The 21841-nt window shown below is 69.7% G+C and carries 16 protein-coding genes; 13 read left to right on the top strand and 3 right to left on the bottom strand.

What is annotated here, in order from left to right; genetic code table 11:
• Nucleotides 1-5 precede the first annotated feature (5 nt).
• Together U5M74_RS14685 and U5M74_RS14680 are read left to right on the top strand one after the other, a co-directional pair.
• On the top strand, nucleotides 6-1937 hold the full coding sequence (locus U5M74_RS14685; RefSeq protein ID WP_410909669.1) for a site-specific DNA-methyltransferase: 1932 nt from the start codon (nucleotides 6-8) through the stop codon (nucleotides 1935-1937).
• Nucleotides 1937-5104 (top strand): type III restriction-modification system endonuclease, encoded by a 3168-nt coding sequence (locus U5M74_RS14680; RefSeq protein ID WP_410909668.1) that lies wholly within the window; start codon nucleotides 1937-1939, stop codon nucleotides 5102-5104. The genes U5M74_RS14685 and U5M74_RS14680 overlap by 1 nt, the downstream gene beginning before the upstream one ends.
• A 540-nt stretch (nucleotides 5105-5644) precedes the next feature.
• On the opposite strand, the gene U5M74_RS14675 is transcribed toward U5M74_RS14680, so the two are convergent.
• Nucleotides 5645-6598, bottom strand: a complete 954-nt coding sequence (locus tag U5M74_RS14675; RefSeq protein WP_410909667.1) for a GIY-YIG nuclease family protein — start codon at nucleotides 6596-6598, stop codon at nucleotides 5645-5647.
• Between the two features lie 280 nt (nucleotides 6599-6878).
• Between U5M74_RS14675 and U5M74_RS14670 the strand changes: the two genes are divergently transcribed.
• The 10 genes from U5M74_RS14670 to U5M74_RS14625 all read left to right on the top strand — a co-directional run bounded on the left by U5M74_RS14670 (nucleotide 6879) and on the right by U5M74_RS14625 (nucleotide 19930).
• Entirely contained in the window at nucleotides 6879-7910 is a 1032-nt protein-coding gene (locus U5M74_RS14670) for a TRAP transporter substrate-binding protein (protein ID WP_410909666.1), read from the top strand.
• A gap of 30 nt (nucleotides 7911-7940) precedes the next feature.
• Nucleotides 7941-8453: a TRAP transporter small permease gene (locus U5M74_RS14665; protein WP_410909665.1), complete on the top strand. Its 513-nt coding sequence runs from the start codon at nucleotides 7941-7943 to the stop codon at nucleotides 8451-8453.
• On the top strand, nucleotides 8450-9757 hold the full coding sequence (locus U5M74_RS14660) for a TRAP transporter large permease (protein ID WP_410909664.1): 1308 nt from the start codon (nucleotides 8450-8452) through the stop codon (nucleotides 9755-9757). Before U5M74_RS14665 ends, U5M74_RS14660 begins: the two co-directional genes overlap by 4 nt.
• 91 nt (nucleotides 9758-9848) lie before the next feature.
• Nucleotides 9849-10679, top strand: a complete 831-nt coding sequence (kduI, locus tag U5M74_RS14655) for a 5-dehydro-4-deoxy-D-glucuronate isomerase (RefSeq protein ID WP_410909663.1) — start codon at nucleotides 9849-9851, stop codon at nucleotides 10677-10679.
• A 32-nt stretch (nucleotides 10680-10711) separates the two neighbouring features.
• Entirely contained in the window at nucleotides 10712-11524 is an 813-nt protein-coding gene (locus U5M74_RS14650; RefSeq protein ID WP_410909662.1) for an IclR family transcriptional regulator, read from the top strand.
• A gap of 51 nt (nucleotides 11525-11575) precedes the next feature.
• On the top strand, nucleotides 11576-12355 hold the full coding sequence (locus U5M74_RS14645; protein WP_410909661.1) for an SDR family oxidoreductase: 780 nt from the start codon (nucleotides 11576-11578) through the stop codon (nucleotides 12353-12355).
• Nucleotides 12352-13350 (top strand): C-terminal binding protein, encoded by a 999-nt coding sequence (locus U5M74_RS14640; protein ID WP_410909660.1) that lies wholly within the window; start codon nucleotides 12352-12354, stop codon nucleotides 13348-13350. Before U5M74_RS14645 ends, U5M74_RS14640 begins: the two co-directional genes overlap by 4 nt.
• A complete protein-coding gene (locus U5M74_RS14635) occupies nucleotides 13347-14420 on the top strand; it encodes a zinc-dependent alcohol dehydrogenase (protein WP_410909659.1) in 1074 nt (357 codons plus the stop codon). Before U5M74_RS14640 ends, U5M74_RS14635 begins: the two co-directional genes overlap by 4 nt.
• Nucleotides 14417-15172 carry a glucose 1-dehydrogenase gene (locus tag U5M74_RS14630; RefSeq protein WP_410909658.1) on the top strand — a complete coding sequence of 252 codons (756 nt, stop codon included), beginning with the start codon at nucleotides 14417-14419 and terminating at the stop codon, nucleotides 15170-15172. The genes U5M74_RS14635 and U5M74_RS14630 overlap by 4 nt, the downstream gene beginning before the upstream one ends.
• A 111-nt stretch (nucleotides 15173-15283) precedes the next feature.
• Entirely contained in the window at nucleotides 15284-19930 is a 4647-nt protein-coding gene (locus U5M74_RS14625) for a lamin tail domain-containing protein (RefSeq protein ID WP_410909657.1), read from the top strand.
• Between the two features lie 105 nt (nucleotides 19931-20035).
• Here the strand turns inward: U5M74_RS14625 and U5M74_RS14620 are convergent, their stop codons facing one another.
• Together U5M74_RS14620 and U5M74_RS14615 are read right to left on the bottom strand one after the other, a co-directional pair.
• Nucleotides 20036-20512, bottom strand: coding sequence for a hypothetical protein (locus U5M74_RS14620; protein ID WP_410909656.1), 477 nt, complete (start codon nucleotides 20510-20512; stop codon nucleotides 20036-20038).
• A gap of 140 nt (nucleotides 20513-20652) precedes the next feature.
• Entirely contained in the window at nucleotides 20653-20820 is a 168-nt protein-coding gene (locus tag U5M74_RS14615) for a hypothetical protein (RefSeq protein ID WP_410909655.1), read from the bottom strand.
• A 497-nt stretch (nucleotides 20821-21317) separates the two neighbouring features.
• Here U5M74_RS14615 and U5M74_RS14610 point away from each other — a divergent pair, with 497 nt between their 5' ends.
• Nucleotides 21318-21839: a DUF4333 domain-containing protein gene (locus U5M74_RS14610; RefSeq protein WP_410909654.1), complete on the top strand. Its 522-nt coding sequence runs from the start codon at nucleotides 21318-21320 to the stop codon at nucleotides 21837-21839.
• The last annotated feature ends 2 nt before the right edge of the window (nucleotides 21840-21841 follow it).

Genomic DNA, 21841 nt, shown 5'->3' with positions numbered 1-21841 from the left:
GATCGATGGAGAAGCTCCGCATGACCTCGCCTGACCTCACCCAGGCCAACATCGACAAGGTCGCAGAACTCTTCCCGTCCGTCGTGACCGAGACGCTGGACGCCGACGGCAACCCAATCAGTGCAATCGACTTCGACGCGCTCCGCCAAGAGCTCTCCGACCACATCGTAGATGGTCCGCAGGAGCGGTATCGCTTGGACTGGCCGGGCAAGCGCGCAAGCGCATTCGCGGCAAACGCGCCGATCGCGAAGACGCTCCGACCTGTTCACGGCGACTCTGTCGAGTTCGACAACACTAGGAACATCTTCATCGAGGGCGACAACCTCGACGCCCTGAAGCTCCTCCAGGAGAGCTACCTCGGCAAGATCAAGCTCATTTACATTGATCCGCCATATAACACTGGTAGCGATTTCGTATACAACGATGTCTTCGCCGAGACTGCCAGCGAGTACCTGGAGCGATCCGGACAGGTCGATGATACGGGCGCCCGCCTGCTCACCAACCCCGAGTCGAACGGTCGCTTTCACAGCGATTGGCTCAGCATGATGTACCCCCGGCTCAAACTCGCGCGAAACCTGCTCCGGGACGACGGAGTCATTGTCATCTCGATCGATGACAATGAAGTCGAAAACCTGACCAAGATGTGCAACGAAGTCTTTGGCGAGCGGTGCTTCCTCGGCACAATCGCGTGGCTTAAGAAGAGGAAGGGAAGCTTCCTTAGTAAGGGCGTGGTGTCGATGCACGAGTACGCCGTGGTCTTCGGAAGGACACCGGGAGTCCGCCTGTTCGGCGGAAAGGCTGACGCATCCGAGTCCCAGCCGCTCGTCAAGCGAACCAACCCACGCACAACGCTCGTGTTCCCGGCCAATCATGTCCAGACGAAGCTTCCTGACGGCGTTCTGGAGCCTGGCACGTACGGCGAGGGTTCGTCTGGGGTTGAACTCGCTGAGCGCGCAGCCATCCAGGGGGGGGTGTTTACCGACCAGCTTCGGTTAACGGGGCCTTTCGTCTGGGGTCAGGCGTATCTGAATGACCAGATTGCACGTGGCGGTCAAGTCATAATCAATACTATGAACCTTCAGCCGCGCGCGTTCAAGGCTCCGTCGGATGACGACTTCAAGGGAGTCTCGTCTGTATTCAACGGTGTCGCCGCTTCGGCAACAAATGAAGACGCATACGAATACTCAATGCGAGTGTTCGGGAGCGAAGGGGTGATGGACTACCCCAAGCCTGTCAACTATATTCGTTCTTTCATTCAAGCCGCAACCGAGTCCGACAAGTCTGCAATCATTCTAGATTTCTTCGCCGGCTCCGGAACGACCGCCGACGCTGTCTATCGGCAGAACGCAGAGGATGGTGGCACGCGCCGGTTCATCGCCGTTCAGTTGCCGGAGCAAACAGCAGCGGACTCCGCAGCTAGGGCGGCGGGCTTCGCGACGATCGCCGACCTTGCCCGGCACAGAATCAAATGGGCGGCCCAAGATGTCCGATCGGACCGGGAGGGCACGCTCAGCGCCTCCGATCCGATCGACCTAGGGTTCCGCGTCTTCCGAGTCGACTCAACGAACATGACCGACGTCACCATGACTCCTGACGAGTACGAGCAGGGAGCGCTAGCCGGGCTTGCTTCGTCCACCAAAGAAGATCGCAACGGGGACGACCTCCTCTTCCAAGTCCTCTTGAACTGGGGCCTGACCCTGGATGTCCACGTGTCTAGCGAGCAACTGGCTGGGCATAACGTCCACGTCGTCGATGGCGGCACTCTCATTGCCTGCTTCGACGCTTTCGTCGATGACACCGCGGTCCGAGCTATCGCGGAGCAGGGGCCGCTGCGTGCGGTGTTCCGCGACTCCGCGTTCGCGTCGGACGCTGACCGGATCAACGCCGAACAGATCTTCCGTGAACTGTCGCCGTCGACCGAACTCAAGGCCCTGTGATGCGGCTCCAGTTCAAGGTTCAGCAGTACCAGACGGATGCCGTCGACGCAGTTGTCGACGTCTTCGCTGGCCAGCCGAAGGACTCCGGCGAGAAGTACACGATTGATCCTGGCCGACGTGCCGCGCCTCGTGCGACGACCGATGGCTCCTCGTACGTTCCGATCGCTTCTGGCGGACAGGGCGAGCTCGTACTCGGTGGTGTCCAGAGCAAGCTCGCTGAGCCTGAGCGCGCTGACTCCGGACTTCGAAATCGTGAGATCGTAATCTCTCCGCAGCAAGTCCTGGAGCAGATCCAGTCCGTCCAGCGGGCACGGAGCCTGCCGCTGTCGACCTCCCTCGCCAAGTCGCCCGCGGCGCCCGCAGGTGTGCCGAACCTCGACGTCGAAATGGAGACGGGTACGGGAAAGACCTACGTCTACATCAAGACCATCATGGAGTTGAACCGGCGCTACGGCTGGTCGAAGTTCATCGTCGTCGTCCCGTCGGTCGCGATCCGTGAGGGGGTCAAGAAGTCGTTCGACATCACCGCCGAGCACTTCCAGCAGACCTACGGTACGAAGCCGCGTTCGTTCGTCTACAACTCGTCGCAGCTCCACGAGCTCGAAAGGTTCTCGTCAGACGCGGGCGTGCAGGTGATGATCATCAACATCCAAGCGTTCAACTCGACGGGCGCGGACAACCGTCGCATCTACGGCACGCGGAAGGTGAACGCTCGTGGTGTCGAGGAGTTGGTCGGCCTGGACGATTTCGGTTCTCGCAAACCGATCGATGTCATCGCTGCGAACCGGCCGATCCTTATCATCGACGAGCCGCAGCGCATCAGCGCGGCGAGGTCGCAAGAGTCGCTGTCGCGCTTCAACCCCTTGATGGTCCTGCGCTACTCCGCGACGCACCGGGTGGAACACAACAAGGTGCACCGCCTCGACGCCCTCGACGCCTACAACGAGAAGCTCGTCAAGCGGATCGCGGTACGCGGGGTCACAGTGAAGGGCCTCGCTGGCTCGACGGCGTACATGTACGTCGACTCGATCGAGGTCGCCAAGGGCTCACTGCCGCGCGCTCGGGTAGAGATTGAGGTCCAGACCGCAGGTGGGATAAGGCGCCAGCTCAAGCGCGTCGACAAGGGCACCAACCTGCACGCCCTGTCGAACGGCATCGAGGCGTACAAGGACCTGGTGGTCGTCGACATCGATGCCACCCGCGACGTAGTCGAACTGTCGAATGGCGACCTGATCCTCGCAGGCCAGATCACACAGGACGTCTCAGAGGAGACGAAGCGACGCATCCAGATCCGCGAAGTCATCGGCGCGCACTTGTCCAAGGAGCGCGAACTGTTCGCGCGGGGCATCAAGGTGCTGTCGCTGTTCTTCATCGACGAGGTCGCCAAGTATCGCGACTACGACCGTGTGGACACCAAGGGCCAGTACGCCCGCATCTTCGAAGAGGAGTACGCGCTCGCCCGCGAGGCGGCGCTCTCAGAACTGGACCTAGAGCCTGGTTACCGGGAGTACCTCCGCCGCGACGCTGCAGCTGATATCCACGCTGGCTACTTCTCAATCGACAAGCGGTCCGGGCGCCAGGTCGACGGTGCGATCAACAAAAAGGGCGACGAGAAGGGCGAGTCGAAGGACACCGACGCCTACGACCTGATCCTCAAGGACAAGGAGCGCCTGCTCTCGCCCGAGGAGCCGGTGCGGTTCCTGTTCTCGCACTCCGCGCTGCGCGAGGGCTGGGACAACCCCAACGTGTTCGTAATGGGCATGCTCAAGCGCTCAGACAACACCGTCTCGCGGCGCCAGGAGATCGGCCGCGGCTTGCGTCTCTCCGTCGATCGCACCGGTGAACGTCAGGACCACCCGTCGACGGTCCACGAAATCAACGAGCTCACCGTCGTCACGGACGAGTCCTACACGTCGTTTGTCGAGGGCCTCCAGAAGGAGATCGCGGCGACTCTGGCTTCCCGCCCGAAGAAGGCGTCGGTCAAGTTCTTCACAGGCAAGACCTTTACCAATGCCGACGGCGTCGAAACCGTCGTCGCGGAGCAGCTTGCGACCGCGTTCTATAACTACCTTGTTAAGGCCGACTACATCGACGACTCAGGGGCTGTGACGCAGACCTACCAAGACGCTAAGGCGGCCGAGGCTTTCGTATCGCCGACGAACCCGCTCTTGGCGCCGGTGATTGATGGGCTCTGGCCTCTGGTAGACATGCTGTACCTCGACGTCCCGATCACCGACGGTCGCAAGCCGAAGAAGATCCCGCTTAACGACGCCAACTTCGGTGCGTTCCAGGACCTGTGGGGCCAGATCAACCACAAGGCGGTCTACCAGGTCGAGTTCGACTCGGACGAGTTGATCGGCAAGTGCGTCAAGTCGCTTGACAAGGAGCTCAAGGTCGCAGCGATGCAGTACGTCGTTACGGCTGGCCAGCAGCTCGAACGGATCGAGGCCGACGAACTCACTGACGGCGAAAGCTTCGAGACAATGAGCACGGAGATAGTGAGTGAGGCCGTGACCGCTGGCTCGACAGTGGCCTACGACTTGCTCGGCGAGATCGCTGAGAAGACGCAGCTCACGCGCCGCACCTGCGCCGCGATCCTGAGCGCCGTGCAACCGGCGACGTTCGCAAAGTTCCGCCTCAACCCCGAGCAGTTCATCACTGAGACGGCGCGGATCGTGAACGAGCAGAAGGCCACGGTGATCGTCGAGCATCTGACCTATGACGCGCTGGACGACCGCTTCGACTCGAGCATCTTCACGGCCAACCAGACGAAGGAAGACTTCGCCAAGGCCAAGAAGCTCGCGAAGCACATCTACGACTACGTGGTTACCGACTCGGGCGGCGAACGCTCGTTCGTCGAGTCGCTCGATGTCAGCAAAGAGGTCAAGGTCTACGCGAAGCTCCCGCGCGGGTTCTTCATTCCGACCCCGGTCGGCGACTACAACCCAGACTGGGCGATCGCGTTCCACGACGGCAAGGTCAAGCACATATACTTCGTTGCCGAGACGAAGGGCTCGCTCTCGACATTGCAGCTTCGTGGGGTCGAGGGGGTCAAGATCGACTGTGCCCGGAAGTTCTTCGAGGCCCTCAACGCCAAGAACGCCGACAACGTCGAGTACAACGTGGTCACCGACTACGACGACCTCATGAACCTGGTCAAAGAGTGATGCTCGAGGGGATCGGGTAGTGGACGTCAAGAACGCATCCGATCGGCGGATCGTCGCAGCGATCAACTCCGACTCGATCGCGTCGGGGGAACTGGTGAGTCGCGACGGCTGGAGACTGATCTGCCAGGTTCGAGGCCGCAACTTCGGCAGGGTCGATGAGGCTGCCTAGCAGGATCTGTGCGCCCGCCGCGGCTACCTCGTGCGCCGCTGGGCCTGCGGTCGACGCGTAACGCCCAGAGGTGCTGTGTGCCGCCCAGTGCCTGAGTCGCGCTACGTGCGAGTGGTGTTCCAGCTCGTGCAGCGGTTCGGCGGGCCGATGCTGGGGGGCGAGGGTGCGATAGTCAACTTCGCGTCTACGCCGCGTCCAAGGGCGGCGTCGCGCGGCTGAGCAAGGCGCTGGCCAACGAGTCGATCGAAGCCTCAAGCCCAGTGCTGGGCCACGCGCAGGCTGACACGCATCAAGTCGGGTGGCCAGCATTGCCACGGGTGACTTCGAAACCTCGGCGTCCGCCTGACGTCGAAGGCTGCTACAAGTTTGGGTCAGCCGAGACCGCGGGTTTCCCACTCGCCGAACGTCGTCCCATCGCCGATAGCCCAGTCCCGCCGGCCGTTGGCCGTCGCGTAGCCCTGGACGACCGCGGCGGCGGCCGACGGCGAGGTGAAGACCACGTCGTGGTTCAGCGTCGCCGTCGCGCCCGACGGATCGCGCGTCGCATCCGTCATGACCTTCTCGTGGATGGCGCTGCGCGCGGCGAACTGACGCAGGGTGTTCGTCCTGGTGGTGTTGGAGACACGCATCTCCGCACGGATCACCGACCCCGCCAGGACAGTGAACTCTCCGTCGACCAGCTGAGCGCGCGCGTCGACGCCTGCGCGGTTGGTCAGACGGAACACCGGGCTGAGGTCACCGAGTTCGCTCGACGTCGTCGCAGCCGTGGGCGTAGTCGCTGGCGCTGGCGCCGGCGTCGGCCTGGCGGACAGCTGCTGCGCCCGGCCGCGGAAGATGTCCACGCCGAGCACTGGCAGCAAGATGCGCAGCTGCTCGATGAAGTAGTCCATGTCAGAGGCATCGGCCTCCGGCAGGTCCGCGCCACCGGACGGCTCGTTGCCGTTCATTAGGGGCACGCGGCCGATCGACTTCGCGAGGCGGATCAGCCGTGACTCGAGGTAGCGCACGTGGGCGCTGGTCAGGTTGGTGTCCTTGGACGTCACGACGACGACCTCGTCCCAGAAGGGCTTCTTCGCGTCGTGCTGCGCCAGACGCCCAGCGACGTCGTCGCTCTGCCCGATGTACGCGGACCGCACTCCTGCCGTCTCGTCCTCGCCGAGCAGGATGTAAATCCCGGTCCGCTTCGCCTCGTCACGTCGGCGGATCTCAGCGAGCTTCTCGCGCTTTCCTCGGAGGACGTGACCGGTCCAGTTCATGATCTCGGCCGTCATCAGCCCACCGGGCGTGCCGTCGACCAGGAAGAGCCGAACCTGCTTGCCGGCCATCAGATCCCCTCCCCGTCGAACACGGGGCGAGCGCAAGGGCGCTGATGAGAGAGGGGGCGGAAGGCGTCGTCCGTCGCGGGCACGGCGCTCAAAGTAGCGCACCGACGCGGCGGACCGGCGATGACGCCAGCGGCACCCTCGTTCCGAGGGAGCAATCGCTAGGCGCTGGACAAGGTCCGCCAGACGGAACTAAGGTCCGTGCGGCGGAACACACCGGCACCGTTGCCCGAACCCCGACGACGACGTCCGCCGCCCAGAGCCACTCGACGAGGAGTCACTCATGAAGCGACGCAGCACCCTGTCCCTGCTGGCGCTGGCCAGCGTCTCGGCCCTCACGCTCGCCGCGTGCAGCAGCGGCGAGGCCGCCCCCGGCGGCGATGGCGGCGGCGGTGGCGGCGAGGCCGCCACCACGTTCAAGATCGCGTTCAACCAGAACGCCGAGCACCCGCAGGCGCAGGCGCTCACCGAGCTGGGGGAGAAGCTCTCCGAGGCCACCGACGGCAAGTACTCCGTCGAGGTCTACCCGGACGAGCTGCTGGGCGCGCAGGCCGACACCATCGAGCAGGTCCAGAGCGGCACCATCGAGATGGCGATGGTGGCCGGCTCTCTGCTGGAGTCGTTCAACCCCGACTTCTCCGTGGTGAACCTGCCCTACCTGTACACCTCGGCCGAGCAGCAGATGACGGTGCTCAACGACGAGAGCATCACCGGCGAGCTCTTCGGCTCGCTCGAGGGCGACAACATCGGCGTCCTCGCGGCCTATCACGGCGGCGTGCGCAACGTGTACACCACCGACGGCCCCGTGAAGACGCCGGCCGACCTCGCCGGTCAGAAGATCCGCGTCATCGGCTCGGACACGAACGTCAAGATGATGGAGCTCATGGGCGGCGTCGGCACCCCCATGGACCAGGGCGAGGTCTACACCGCCATCCAGTCCGGCGTGCTCGACGGCGCCGAGAACAACGAGCTCGTCTACTCCTCGATGGCGCACGACGAGGTCGCCCCGAACTACTCCAAGACCCAGCACCTGATGATGCCGGACTTCCTCATCGTCAACCCGACGGTGCTGGAGTCGATGGACGACGAGTCCCGCCAGGCGCTGGTGGACCTGGTCGCCGACTCGGTCGACACCGAGCTGACGCTGTTCGGCGAGGCGGTCGACAAGGCCACCGCCGAGGCCGAGGAGGCCGGCGCCACCTTCACCGAGGTCGACGTCGACGCGTTCCGCGAGGCGGTGCTGCCGCTGCACGAGCAGCTCGTCACCACCGACACCCAGCGCAAGGTCTACGACGCCATCATGGCCGCGGACTGACGCGCGCCCTTCCCTGAAGAGAGTCCCGGCATGTCCCGAGTCAAGGCCGTCCTCGACGGCGTCCTGCGGGCGATCTGCGTGACCCTGTTCGCGCTGCTCGTCGTGCTGGTCACGTGGCAGGTGTTCACCCGGCTCGTCCTCGACAACCCCAACGTGTGGACCGAGGAGGCGGCCAAGAACGTCTTCATCTGGCTGAGCCTCATCGGCATCTCCATCGCCACGGGGGAGAAGGCCGACGTCGTCATGGACTTCCTGGTGCGCAAGCTGCCCGTCGCGGGCCAGCGCGTCACCGAGTCCCTGGCCTACCTCGCCACGATCGCGTTCGTGCTGGTCGTCATGGTGTGGGGCGGCTGGCACCAGGCCTCCATGGCCTGGGGCCAGACCCACCCCGTGCTGCCGCTCACGGCCGGCCAGCTCTACCTGGCCGTGCCCGTGGCCGGCGTGCTCATGGGCCTGTACCTGCTGTACCACCTGGCCAGGACGCTCATGCCGTCCTGGGTGGGCATCCCCGACATCGACCCCGAGGAGGAGGTGGAGGTATGACCTCGCCCGAGCTCATCGCCGCGATCCTCATCGGCGGCATGGTGTTCCTGCTCGCCGTCGGCGCGCCGGTCAGCATCTCGATCGGCCTGCCGTCCGCGGTAAGCATGCTGCTGGTGCTCGGCACCGAGCGCGGCGCGCTCACCTCGGCCCAGCGCATGTTCAGCGGGGTGGACTCGTTCGCCCTGCTGGCCATCCCGTTCTTCGTGCTGGCCGGCGTGATCATGAACAACGGCGGCATCGCCGCCCGGCTGATCAACCTGGCCAAGGTGGTGGTCGGCCGGGCACCCGCCCCGCTGGCGCAGACCAACGTCGCGGCCAACGTGCTGTTCGGCGCGGTGAGCGGCTCCGCCGTCGCCGCGGCGGCGGCCGTCGGCTCCACGATGGCGCCGATGCAGCGCAAGGAGGGCTACGACCGGGCGTTCGCCGCCGCGACCAACGTCGCCTCGGCCCCGGCCGGCATGCTCATCCCGCCGTCCAACACGCTGATCGTCTACGCGCTGGCCAGCGGCGGCACCTCCATCGGGGCGCTGTTCATGGCCGGCTATGTGCCGGGCCTGCTGTGGGCCGCGGCCTGCTCCGTCGTCGTGTGGCTCTACGCCCGCAAGCACCCCGAGCTGACCGTGCGGCGCGAGGTCACCTGGCGCCAGACGGCCGCCACCGTGGTGCAGGCGCTGCCGAGCCTGGCGATGATCCTGCTGGTCATCGGCGGCATCGTGGCCGGCTGGTTCACGCCCACCGAGGGCTCGTGCATCGCCGTGGTGTACGCGCTGATCCTCTCGGCGGTCTACCGCGGCTTCGGCCTCAGGGACCTGCCCGGCATCCTCTACCAGGCGTGCCGCACCAGCTCGGTGGTCATCTTCCTGATCGCCGTGTCCTCGATCATGTCCTGGGTCATGAGCTTCACGCGCATGCCGCAGCTGCTGGCCGAGTCGCTGTTCGGCTGGACCGACAACAAGGTCGTCGTGCTGCTGCTGATGATGCTGCTGCTGCTGATCATCGGCATCCCGCTGGACGCCACCCCGGCGATCCTGATCTTCACGCCGATCTTCCTGCCGATCGCCGTCTCCTACGGCATCGACCCGGTGCACTTCGGGATCATGCTCGTGTTCAACCTGTCGATCGCGGTGATCTCGCCGCCGTCGGCGCCGGTCCTGTTCGTCGGCGCACAGGTCGCCGGGTCCCGGCTCGAGCCGGTCATCAAGTGGCTCATGCCGTTCTTCCTGGTGCTCATCGCGATGCTCTTCCTCATCGTGTTCGTGCCCGACCTGACCATGTGGCTGCCGAGGCTGACCGGCCTCGCCTGACGGGCCACCACCTGCACAGTCGCCACCGGCCGCGGTGGCCCGCCCCCGCCCGCCCCGCGGGCCACCGCCCCCACCACCCGAAGGAGCGTCCATGGAACAGCGCTACGCCACCAGCCCCGAGCACGTGCGCACCATGACCACCGACGAGCTGCGCGAGCGCTTCCTCGTCACCGACCTGTTCGTGCCCGGCCAGGTCAACGCCGTCTACACCCACCACGACCGGGTCGTGCTGGGCGGCGCGGTGCCGACGTCGGACCCGCTGCCGCTGCCCACCTACGACGAGATCCGCTCCGCGTACTTCTGTGAGCACCGCGAGCTCGGCGTGGTCAACGTCGGTGCGGCCGGCACGGTCGTCGTCGACGGCGAGAAGCACGAGCTGGACCACGGCGCGTGCCTGTACGTGGGCCGCGGCGCGCGCGACGTGGCGTTCGCGTCCGACGCCGCGGCGGAGCCCGCAGCGTTCTACCTGTTCAGCGCGCCCGCGCACACCGCCTACCCGACGACGCTGGTGGGTCCGGGCGAGGGCACGGTGCGCGAGCTGGGTGACCAGCTCACCTCCAACCGCCGCACGCTCAACCAGTACATCCACGAGAACGGCGTCAAGAGCTGCCAGATCGTCATGGGCGTCACGACGCTGCACCCGGGCAGCATGTGGAACACCCTGCCGGCGCACACCCACGACCGGCGCACGGAGTGCTACCTGTACTTCGACCTGCCGGCCGACGCCCGGGTGGTGCACCTCATGGGCCGCCCGGACGAGACCCGGCACCTGGTGATCGCGGACAAGGAGGCGGTCATCTCGCCGAGCTGGTCGGTGCACTCCGGCGTGGGAACCTCCGCCTACTCGTTCGTCTGGGCCATGGCCGGGGAGAATCAGACGTTCGACGACATGGACGGCTTCCCCGTCACCGCGATGCGGTAGGGCAGCCGGGATGAGCACGAGGTGGGAGCGGAATGGCCACGGACATGGGCCCGGCGCAGCCGGCGGCGACGCCGGCGAGCATGACCCCGCCGGCGCGCGGGGCGGCGAACGCCAGCGAGAAGACGCTGATCGTGCTCGAGGCGGCGCTGCGGCACGAGCGGTTCTCCGACGTCGTCGCGGCCACGGGGCTGGCGAAGGCCACGGCGCACCGCATCCTCACCACGCTCATCGACCACAAGTTCCTCGTGCTCGTCGGGCACCGCTACCAGCCGGGCCCCACCCTGCTGTCCCTGGCGGGCCGGGCGCTGGAGAACATCGACATCTCCGCGATCGCCCAGCCGTTCGTGGACGAGCTGGTGGGCCGCGTGCACTGCACGGTGCACGTCGGCGCGGCCAACGGCGACGAGGTCATCTACCTCATCCGCTCCGACTCGGACAAGCCGTACCGGATGCCCTCGCGCGTGGGGCACGCCATCCCCATGCACTCCTCGGGGATCGGCAAGAGCATCCTCGCCGACCAGTCCGACGAGGCGGTGCGCCGGTACGCGGCGCGCACCGGGCTGCCGGCCCGCACGCCGTACACGCTCACCGACGTCGAGGCGCTGCTGGCCGAGCTGCGCGAGGCGCGCGAGCGCGGCTTCACGCTCGACGACGGGGAGAACGCGCCGGGAGTGGTCTGCGTGGCCGCACCGGTGCGCGACCACACCGGCCGCGCCAAGTACGGCGTGAGCATCTCCTCCCTCGCGGTGGAGCACAGCCACGACGACCTCGTGGCGATGGCGCCCGACGCCATCGCCACCGCCGAGGCGATCTCCCGGTCGCTCGGCTACACCCCACATCGCTGACCAGCCGGTCGCACCACGACGTGCGCCGGCGACGGAGGAACGACCCTCGCCATGCGCACGTCTGACCCCTACCTGTCCGAGCGGTTCGGCCTCGCCGGCCGCACCGCCGTCGTCACCGGCGCCAGCCGCGGCATCGGCCTGGCGATCGCCGAGGCCCTGGCCCGCGCGGGTGCCGACGTCGTAGGCGTCTCGGCCACGATGCCCGACGGCGACTCCGCCGCCCGCGCCGCCGTCGAGGCCGCCGGCCGCCGGTTCGAGCCGATCGCGTGCGACCTGTCCGACCGCGACGCCGTCGCCGCGCTCGCCGCGGAGCTCACGGATCGCGAGGTGGACGTGCTGGTGAACAACGGCGGCACGATCCGCCGCGCGCCGGCCGCCGAGCACCCCGACGCCGACTTCGACGCCGTGCTGGAGATCAACCTGCGCGCCCAGTGGGTGCTCTCGCGCGAGGTCGGCCGGGCGATGCTGGCCCGCGGCCGCGGCAAGATCGTCAACACCGCCTCCATGCTGAGCTTCCAGGGCGGCATCAACGTGCCCGGCTACACCGCGGCCAAGCACGGCATCGCCGGGCTGACCAAGGCGCTGGCCAACGAGTGGGCCGCCGGCGGCGTCAACGTCAACGCCGTCGCGCCGGGCTACGTGGCCACCGACAACACCGCCGCGCTGCGCGCCGACGACGAGCGCAGCGCCGCGATCCTCGACCGCATCCCGGCCGGCCGCTGGGCCACGCCGCAGGACGTCGCTGACGCCGTGGTGTTCCTCGCCTCGCCCGCCGCCGACTACGTGCACGGCGTCGTGCTGCCCGTCGACGGAGGGTGGCTGGCCCGATGAGCGCCGAGGTGCTGGTCCCCGGGGCGGCAGGCGCCCCCGTCGTCGTGATCACCGACTGCGACCACGACTCATTCGACGCCGAGGTCGCCGTCGCCCGCGCCGCGGGCGTCGAGCTGCGGCTCGCGCAGGCGCGCACCCGCGACGAGCTGCTCGAGGTCGCCGCCGACGCCGACGGCCTGGTGGTGCAGTACGCGGACATCACCGCCGAGGTGCTCGACGGGCTGCCGCAGGTGCGCGTGATCAGCCGCTACGGCGTCGGCGTCGACTCCGTCGACCTGGCCGCCGCGGCCGCGCGCGGCGTCGCGGTGTGCAACGTGCCCGACTACGGCACCGAGGCCGTCTCCGACCACGCGATCGCCCTGGCGCTGACCGCCTCGCGCGGCATCGCCCGGCTCGACCGCGGCGTGCGCGCCGGGCGGTTCGAGCTGGAGGCCGTGCGCCCGGTCGGCCAGGTGCGCGGCAGCACGTTCGGCGTGCTCGGCCTGGGCCGGATCGGGCAGGCCACCGCGGCCAAGGCCCGCGGCCTGGGCTACGAGGTGGTCGGGTACGACGTGATGGCGCCCGAGGGCGCGACCGAGTGGCACGGAGTGCCGCTGGCGCCGTTCGAGGAGGTGCTGGGCCGCGCCGACGTGCTGTCCCTGCACACCCCGCTGACCGAGCGCACCCACCACCTGCTGGGGGAGCGGGAGCTCGGGCTGCTCAAGCCCACCGCGGTGCTGGTCAACACCAGCCGCGGCGGCGTCGTCGACACCGACGCGCTCGTGGCGGCGCTCGAGGCCGGGCGGCTGCGGGCAGCCGGCATCGACGTGCACGAGGAGGAGCCGGTACCCGAGGACCACGCGCTGACCCGGCTGGAGAACGTGGTGCTCACGCCGCACCTGGCCTGGTACACGGAGGAGTCGTACGCCGAGCTCAAGCGGCGCACGGTGCAGAACGCGGTGGACGTGATCGCCGGCCGCGGGTCGGCGAACCTGGTGACGGAGGAGAGCCGATGAGCACGGACACGACGACGGCGGACGCCGCGCGCGAGGCCCGGCCCGCCACGATGCGCGCCGCCGTGTGGGAGGGCGCCGACCGGATCGGCGTGCGCGACGTGCCGGTGCCCGAGGTCCCGGCGGGCTGGGCGCTCGTCGAGGTCGAGTACACCGGCATCTGCGGCACCGACCTGTCGATCCTGCACGGCACGCACCCGCGGGCCGCCGCGGGCCTGGTGCCCGGGCACGAGATCGTCGGGCGCGTCGTCGACGCCGGCACCACCGGCCTGCCCGCGGGCGCCCGCGTGGTGGCCGAGCCGCTGATCTCCTGCGGCGAGTGCCGCGCCTGCCGCTCCGGCGCCACGCACGTGTGCCGCGACCTCAAGCTCTACGGCATCGACACCCCCGGGTCGCTGGCCCGGTACGTGGCGCTGCCCGCCGCGGTGCTGCACCAGGTGCCCGACCACGTGCCCGCGCGGCTGGCCGCGCTGGTCGAGCCGCTCGCCGTGGCCGTGCACGCGGTGCGCCTGGCCGGGCTCGCGGCCGGGGACACCGTCGCGGTGCTGGGCGGCGGCCCCATCGGCGTGCTCACCGCGCTCGTGGCACGGCACGCCGGCGCCGCGCGCGTCGTGGTCGCCGAGCCGCGGGCGTGGCGCCGCTCGGTGGTCGAGGGCCTGGGCCTGGACGTCGTGCCCGACGGCGTGACCGCCGCCGAGCACCTGGCCGCGCTGACCGGCGGCGAGGGTGCGGATGTCGCCTTCGACGCCGCGGGGCACCCCGCCGTCGCGGCGCAGCTGCCCGCGGTGACGCGCGTGCTCGGCCGCATCGCGGTGGTCGGCGTGCACAAGAAGCCCGCCGAGCTGGACCTGCAGTCGATCTGCTTCAAGGAGCAGACCCTCGTCGGGGTGCGCGTCTACACCCACGACGACATCGCCGAGGCCGTCGACCTGGTGGCGTCCGACGCCCTCGGCCTCGACCGGTTGCCGGTCGCCGAGTTCGCGCTCGACGACGTGGCCGCCGCGTTCGAGTCGGCCGCGGCGGGCGAGGACAACCTCAAGGTGCTGGTGCGTTCGGCGGAGGCGGCGCGATGAGCGGGCCCTTCTCGCTGGCGGGCCGCACCGCCGTCGTCACCGGCGGCGGCCGCGGCCTGGGCGCCGGCATCACCGAGGCGCTGCTGGTGGCCGGAGCCGACGTCGTCGTGCTGGCCCGGCGCGAGGTGCCCGCAGAGCTCGCCGAGGCCGCGGCGCGGCTCGGGCGCACGCTCGACCACGTGGTGGTGGACCTCGCCGACGCGGACGCGGTGGACGCCGCCGCCGAGGAGGTGCTGGCCCACCACCGCGTGGACGTGCTGGTCAACAACGCCGGCGTGCAGGACCGGTACCCGGCCGCGGAGTTCCCGCTGGAGGCGTGGGACCGCGTGCTGGACGTCAACCTGCGGGTGGTGTTCCAGCTCGCGCAGCGGTTCGGGCGGCCGATGCTGGAGCGCGGCGAGGGCGCGATCGTCAACCTCGCGTCGCTGCTGAGCTTCCAGGGCGGGCTCAACGTCGCGGCGTACGCGGCGTCCAAGGGCGGCGTCGCGCAGCTGACCAAGGCGCTGGCCAACGAGTGGGCCGCGCGCGGCGTGCGGGTCAACGCCGTCGCGCCCGGCTACATGGCCACGGAGATGAACGAGGCGCTGCTGGCCGACCCCGTGCGGCTGGAGCAGCTGTCCGCGCGCATCCCCGCCAGTCGGTGGGGCACGCCGGAGGACATCGGCAACGTGGTGGTGTTCCTCGCCTCGCCCGCCGCGGCGTACGTGCACGGCCAGGTGCTCGCCGTCGACGGCGGGTGGATGGGGCGGTAGCGGCGCGTACAGCCCGGCGCCCCGCGGCGTTCACCCTCGCGGCCACCACCGTTCACCGGGATCGGTCAGCCTCTGCTCCGGTAACGTCCACGGACCCAAGGTGGCTCCCGCATGTCTCGGCTACGTCCTGCCCTCCTTCCTCGCGCGCTGGCCGCGCTGACCGCATCGAGCCTGCTCGCCGGCGCGGTGGTCGCTGCGGCGGCCCCCGCCGGCGCCGAGCCGGCCACGTCGCTCCCGCCGCTGCTGATCACCGAGATCAACGTCGACTCCTCCAACCGGCCCAACGCCGCCGGTGCGAGCGTCGACGCGTGGGAGTACGTCGAGGTGCACAACACCACCGACGCGCCGATCGTGCTGGCCGAGGAGGGCTACTCGATCGTCTACCGCAGCGGTTCGACGCCCAAGACGCTCGCGTTCGACCCCGGCACCACCCTCGCCCCGCACGGCACCGTGGTGTTCTGGGCGTACAACTCCACCTACTCCGGCGACGCCGCGCTCACCGAGCAGCAGTTCCGCGACTTCTACGCCGCCCAGGGCGCACCGGGCGACTACACGCTCGTGCGGCTCACCGGCCAGGACGGCCTCAACAACTCGGGCACCACCATGTGGCTGCGGCGCACCGTCGAGGGCGTCACCTCCGACGTGGCGCAGGTGAGCTGGGTCGCCCAGGACAAGGGCGTCGACCGCCCGGTCACCTTCGGCGCACCGCTCGAGGCGGGCAGCGTCGAGCAGCCCGTCGTCGGGCGCCAGCAGGATCCCACGCCCGGCACCGTCGACCCCGCCCAGGTGGCGCTGCCCGAGCCCGAGCCCGAGCCCACCCCGACGCAGCCCACCACGCCGGCGCCGTCGCCGGAACCCACGACGCCGACCGCGCCCACCGAGCCGCAGCCGAGTCCGTCACCGAGCGCCCCGGCGGACGGCCCCCTGCCGCCGTCGGACCCGGACCTGGACGCACCGATCCTGCAGGTCACCGAGGTGGCGCCGGACACCACGAACGTGGACGGCGCCGACGCCTACGAGTTCGTCGAGGTCTACAACGGTTCGGACGCCCCCGTGGCGTTCGCCGACTTCACGATCAGCTACCTGTACGTGGACGCCAGCCAGGTGGTCACCAGCAGCGCGCTGTGGCCCGCCACCCCGGCCGACCCGGTGATCCAGCCGGGCCGAACGCTGGTGCTGTGGGTGAAGAACGGCGCCAACGACGCGCTCACCGCCGACGACTTCAACGCCCACTTCGGCAGCCGCCTCACCGCCGGCGTCGACCTGGTGGAGATCCACGCGGGCGGCATGGCCAACGGCGGCCCGCGCGGCATCCAGGTGCAGACCAACACCGGGCACGCCGTCTCGCGCGCCGACTACATGAACGACGCGCAGACGGTGGCCGACCGGCCGATCCAGTACCGCTGGGAGTCGGGCGTCGCGCAGACGCTCGTGGGACCGGGCGCGCCGACGCCCGGCGCCGTGTCGCCCGACCAGGTGCCCGCGGGCCTCGTGGTCACCCCGGACGACACACAGGCCCCCGAGATCACCGACCACACCGGCGGCAGCGAGACCCGGGACACCGAGGACCTCGCGCTCGCCTTCGAGGTCAGCGACGACCGCCAGGTGCGCACCGTCGCCCTGACGGTGGCCAGCGACGTCGACGCCGAGCCGACCACCCGGCTGCTGCAGGCGGAGGGAGACGACCGGTACGGCTACGTGATCCCCGCCGTGGACCTGTACGGCAAGGCGTGGGTCGAGTACACCGTCAAGGCGTCCGACGGCCGCGGCACCACCACGCTCGGGCCCGTCCGCGTCGACCTGCGGAGCGCCGAGCCCGAGCCGGTGCGCCTCAACGTCACCGACGGCCAGCACGTGGGCGGCCGGACGCGCCTGGCGGCGACGACCGCCGGCGACCCGGCCGACCTGCGGCTCGCCGTCGACGGCCGCGCGGTGGGCGAGCCCACCCCGGCGCTCGAGGCGCCCGCCGTGTTCGCGTTCGAGGCGACGAACACCGACGCGTTCTTCCGCAACGGCGTCCGGCTGGGCGACGACGTGCTCACCGTGTTCGACGAGGGCTTCTACTCCCGCGTCGAGACGGTCACCAGCGAGATCCCCGTCGAGCGGATCGTGCGAGGCGAGGAGCTCACGGTCGGCATCTACGCCGGCACCAAGGCCTGGCCGCAGCCGGACCCGGACGAGAACAACGACGACTTCTCGGCCCTCAACCTGCGCCTGGCGCTGCCCGACGGGCGCGTGCTGCGGCCGGTCGCCTGCGCCGGCGCCGGCGAGGGGCAGGAGGAGACGGCTCGCGAGTGCCCGGCGCCGGAGACCAAGATCGGCTTCACGGACGCCAACCAGGTGTACTTCACCGCCACCTTCGCCATCCCGGACGACGCGTTCGACTCCCTCGCGCACGTGTGGGACACCACCGCCGTGGACGACGGTGAGCACACCGTCACCGCGACGGCCGGCTCCGGCCCCGAGGCGGCGACCGTCACGCGCACCGTCGTCGTCGACAACACCGCCCCGGCGATCACCACGCCGCTGAGCGACGGCGCCACCTACCGCGGCGAGATCACCGTGGACGCGGAGGCGTCCGACGCCGGTGCCGGGGTGGCCTCGCTGACCGCCGTGCTCGACGGCGCCGAGGTGGCGCTGCCGCACACGACGTCGTCGCTGGAGCTGCCCGCGGGCGAGCACACCGTCACCTTCACCGCGAAGGACGCGCTGGGCAGCACCGCCACGCGCACGGTCACGTTCACCACGCCCGACGAGACGCCCGCGACCGAGCTCGGCGAGCCGGCCGCCGGCGCCACGGTGCCGGCCGGGGACGTCACGCTGTCGGCGACGCCGCGCTCGGCGACCGGCGACGCGCTCGACGTCGAGCTCCGCGAGGGCTACGCGTTCGACGCCTCGGACCCGCAGGTGGCCGCCTACGAGGGCACCACCACGGTCGCGGCCAGCACCGACCGCGACGGCGCGACGGCGCTGAGCGGCGGGGACGTGGCCGCGCTGGTGGGGACCGACGGCGTGGCGGCCGAGGTGTCCTCGGACGCCGAGCTGCCCTACCAGCTGTTCACCGTGGACGTGCCGGCCGGCGCCGGCGACGACGCCCGGGTGCGCGTCGCCTGGTCCGGCTCGGCGAACGCGGACGCCAAGGTGCTGCTGTACGCGCTCGACACCGAGGCGGGTCGCTGGGAGGAGGTCGACCGCCACGTCACCACCGGCGGCGCGCCCACCGACTTCGAGCTCGGCGGCGTCGTGCCCGTGGCCGGGCACGCGCGGGACGGCAAGGTCACGCTGCTCGTGCAGCACTCCGAGGGGTTCGCCGGCACCGACCGGTCCTCGCGCGACGACGCGAGCACGCCGTTCCACGCCGACGCCACCCCGCGCGACCAGTACGACTTCACGTTCGGCTGGGAGTCGGACACCCAGTACTACAACGAGAACCAGGGCTACCTGGCCGACGGCACCAACCCCGAGGTCTGGTACCGCCACCAGCGGAACATCAACCAGTTCTTCCTCGACCAGCGCGACGCGCTGAACCTGCAGTACGTGCTGCACACCGGCGACGTCGTCGACGAGTCCGACCAGGAGCACCAGTGGCTCAACGCGGACGCCGCCTACCGGGCGTTCGACGAGGCGGGGCTGCCGTACGGCGTGCTGGCCGGCAACCACGACGTCAGCCAGGCGACGGCGGACTACGGGAAGTTCTCCGAGTACTTCGGCGCCCACCGGTTCGAGGACAACCCGTGGTACGGCGGGCAGATCCAGGACAACCGCGGCCACTACGACCTCATCAGCGCCGGCGGCATCGACTTCCTCATGCTCTCCATGGGCTGGGCGCCGGGCGACGAGCAGATCGCCTGGATGAACGACGTCATCGCGCGGTACCCGGAGCGGAAGGTCTGGATCAACCTCCACGAGTACATGCTGACCACGGGCGGGCTCGGACCCATCCCGCAGCGCATCCTCGACGAGGTCGTCGCGCCGAACCCGAACGTCGTGATGGTGAGCTCGGGGCACTACCACGACGCCTACACCCGCACCGACCAGTTCGACGACACGGGCGACGGCGTGGCCGACCGGACCGTCTACTCGATGCTCTTCGACTACCAGGGCCTCGCCGAGGGCGGGCTGGGCTACCTGCGCCTGCTGCACTTCGACAACGAGGGCGGCCGGATCGTGGTGCGCACCTACTCGCCGTCGCTCGACGACTTCGACTCCGACGAGCCCTCGGTCAACGACCCGGCCGGCATGCAGGAGTTCGAGATCCCCTACGCCGCGCTCGGGCTGGCCCCGACGACGAAGACGCTGGCGACCGACTCGCTGCGCGTCGAGGTGCTCACCGGCGCCACCATCGCCGCGTTCGCCGACGTGCCGAGCGGCGAGACCGTCTCGGCCACGTGGTCCGGCGTCGAGCCCGGCGAGCACGGCTGGTACGTGGTGACGACGGGGCCGTACGGCGGCGTCGACACCTCGGCGGTGCGGACCTTCACGGCCGAGGAGGTCGCCGGGCCGGCGGGACCGTCGATCACCGGCGAGGCCCGAGTCGGCGGGGTCGTGACCGCGGTGCCGGGGGACTGGCCCGAGGGCACCCGCCTGACCTACCGGTGGCTCACCGACAAGAAGAAGGTCGTCGGGCACGGCGAGACGCTCCGGCTGACCGCCAAGCTCGCCGGTGAGGAGCTGCGCCTCGAAGTCACGGGCAAGCTCAAGGGGCAGAAGCCCGAGCGGCGGGAGTCCGCCCCCGTGGTGGTGCGCCCGGCGCGGTAGCACCCGCCCGCAGCACCGCCGCACCGCAGCACCGCAGCGCTCCCGGGGCGCCGTCGCGTCCGCGCGACGGCGCCCCGTGGCGCGCCGGCCCCCGTGCCGGCCGGCTCACCGCCTGACGCGCGTCGCCCACCGCCACGCCAGCAGCGCCTCGCCCACCACGGCCGCGGCGAAGCCCAGGGCGATGGCGACGACGGCGGCCGTCTGCGGGCCGGTCAGGTGGTGGGCCCCCAGGTCCTGCACCCCGACGAGGACGCACTGGTAGGCAAGGAACGCCGCGCCCAGCCCGAGCAGCACCGCGCCGGTCCGCCGCGCACCCAGGGCCACCGTGAGGGCGCCGGGGATCGCGCAGAGCACGAAGAGCACGACGATGATCGCGGTCCCGGGGACGGAGAACCCGGTCTCTCCGCCGACGACGAGGTTCGCGAGACGCATGAGGACCCGGGCGGCGAGCCCGCCGACGAGGCCCGCGAGCAGCGCGGCAACCAGGCCCGTCCCGATGCGGCGGCCGACGGAGCGGCGAGGCGCGGGCGCCGCGGACGGGACGGGCGGCGTCGAGGGCCGGGAAGGAGTCGCTGCGGTCATCGTCGGGGCCTCTCCGTCGAGGGAGCGATGGCGGTGCGCCCGGCGGCACGTCGTCGTGACCGCCTGGTGCCGCCCAGTGTGGCAGCGGGCGGCGGCCGCAAGAAGCCCTGACCAGCCCTTTCGGCCGGGTGAATCCGGGGCTACCGCCGCGGGTCGATGACCGTCATGCCGGCCCGGCGCGCGTCGTGCAGGCCCGGCAGCAGGGCGGCGCCCTCCGCCAGCCCGACGACGCGTTGGACGAGGTCCTCCGGGCGCAGCGCGCCGGAGGCGACGAGGGCCAGCATCTCGGGGTAGTCGGCGGCGGCCATGCCGTGCGTGGATGAAAGCGCCGCCCCTTCGACTTTGCCTGTACTTCAGCGGAAAAGGGGCGAACCAGTCACAGGGTGAAAAATCGGAGATCGGCCTGTGGTGCCCCCGATGTACTGCTTCAATCCTCATCCGTGGCCGTGTGGACTCGCCGGCGCCTCTCACCCTTCGAACAGGAGACAGCTTGCGCTTCAACACGCCGCCGGGTTGGCCGAGGCCGCCGCAGAACTGGGCCCCTCCGGCAGGATGGCGGCCCGACCCGAGCTGGCCGCCCGCGCCGCCTGGGTGGGTCTTCTGGGTAGACGACGCGGGCCGCGCGATCCACAGCGGGCAGTATCACGCCGCGGTAAGTCCAGCCACGGCGTCGCCTCCTGTCCGGTCGGCTCCGGAAGCGCGGGGATATCCAAGCGAGGCTTCGACGTACTCGTTCCCGCATGGTCGCGCTGCCGGTACACCGGCCCTCCGTGTCGAGAACTGGGCGCTCTGGACTCTCGCCTTCGTGCCGCTCATTCTCATATTCCTCGACATCGCGTTCCTGCAGTCGGGCGCCTCGTCGAGCAGCGCTCCGGCGTTCGTCGTCGCTGTCGTGCTCAACTGGACCCTGATCGCCTGCGACATGGCGAACCTCAAGCGCGCCGGATATCGGCTCGACGGAGGGCTGTGGTGGGGGGCAGCGCTCCTCGTGCCGCTCTATCTCATCCGTCGCACATTGATGACCCGGCACAACTGGGTGCCTGCCATCGCGTGGGCAGTCTCGATGCTCCTGTACTTCGTCTCGACCCCTGTCGTCGGTGCGCTCGGCGGCGTAGAGATGGACGGCCCGTACGTCGAGAACTGGATTGAGACGTCGTACGCCGAGTCGTACGGCCAAGAGATCGACGTGCGGTGTCCCCATGACCCGATCGCGCCGGTGGGAAGCCTCTTTGAGTGCGACGTCGTCGGCTCAGATGGGTCGGCGGGGACCGTGCAGGTCACGGTTGAGACATGGGACGGCGTGTTCAGCTGGCAGATCTACCAGTAGTC

The sequence above is a fragment of the Puerhibacterium sp. TATVAM-FAB25 genome (genome assembly GCF_046535855.1).
GTDB classification, from domain to species: Bacteria; Actinomycetota; Actinomycetes; order Actinomycetales; family Cellulomonadaceae; genus Puerhibacterium; species Puerhibacterium variabilis_A.
The sequence above is the reverse complement of the archived record's forward strand: the minus strand, read 5'-3'. Positions and strand labels throughout refer to the sequence as shown.

Coding starts and splice junctions, on each gene's coding strand:
- U5M74_RS14680 (WP_410909668.1), top strand. CDS start 1,937: ATGCGGCTCCAGTTCAAGGTTCAGCAGTACCAGACGGATGCCGTCGAC.
- U5M74_RS14630 (WP_410909658.1), top strand. CDS start 14,417: ATGAGCGGGCCCTTCTCGCTGGCGGGCCGCACCGCCGTCGTCACCGGC.
- U5M74_RS14620 (WP_410909656.1), bottom strand. CDS start 20,512: ATGACCGCAGCGACTCCTTCCCGGCCCTCGACGCCGCCCGTCCCGTCC.
- U5M74_RS14625 (WP_410909657.1), top strand. CDS start 15,284: ATGTCTCGGCTACGTCCTGCCCTCCTTCCTCGCGCGCTGGCCGCGCTG.
- U5M74_RS14615 (WP_410909655.1), bottom strand. CDS start 20,820: ATGGCCGCCGCCGACTACCCCGAGATGCTGGCCCTCGTCGCCTCCGGC.
- U5M74_RS14640 (WP_410909660.1), top strand. CDS start 12,352: ATGAGCGCCGAGGTGCTGGTCCCCGGGGCGGCAGGCGCCCCCGTCGTC.
- U5M74_RS14650 (WP_410909662.1), top strand. CDS start 10,712: ATGGCCACGGACATGGGCCCGGCGCAGCCGGCGGCGACGCCGGCGAGC.
- U5M74_RS14665 (WP_410909665.1), top strand. CDS start 7,941: ATGTCCCGAGTCAAGGCCGTCCTCGACGGCGTCCTGCGGGCGATCTGC.
- U5M74_RS14685 (WP_410909669.1), top strand. CDS start 6: ATGGAGAAGCTCCGCATGACCTCGCCTGACCTCACCCAGGCCAACATC.
- U5M74_RS14675 (WP_410909667.1), bottom strand. CDS start 6,598: ATGGCCGGCAAGCAGGTTCGGCTCTTCCTGGTCGACGGCACGCCCGGT.
- U5M74_RS14645 (WP_410909661.1), top strand. CDS start 11,576: ATGCGCACGTCTGACCCCTACCTGTCCGAGCGGTTCGGCCTCGCCGGC.
- U5M74_RS14635 (WP_410909659.1), top strand. CDS start 13,347: ATGAGCACGGACACGACGACGGCGGACGCCGCGCGCGAGGCCCGGCCC.
- kduI (WP_410909663.1), top strand. CDS start 9,849: ATGGAACAGCGCTACGCCACCAGCCCCGAGCACGTGCGCACCATGACC.
- U5M74_RS14670 (WP_410909666.1), top strand. CDS start 6,879: ATGAAGCGACGCAGCACCCTGTCCCTGCTGGCGCTGGCCAGCGTCTCG.
- U5M74_RS14660 (WP_410909664.1), top strand. CDS start 8,450: ATGACCTCGCCCGAGCTCATCGCCGCGATCCTCATCGGCGGCATGGTG.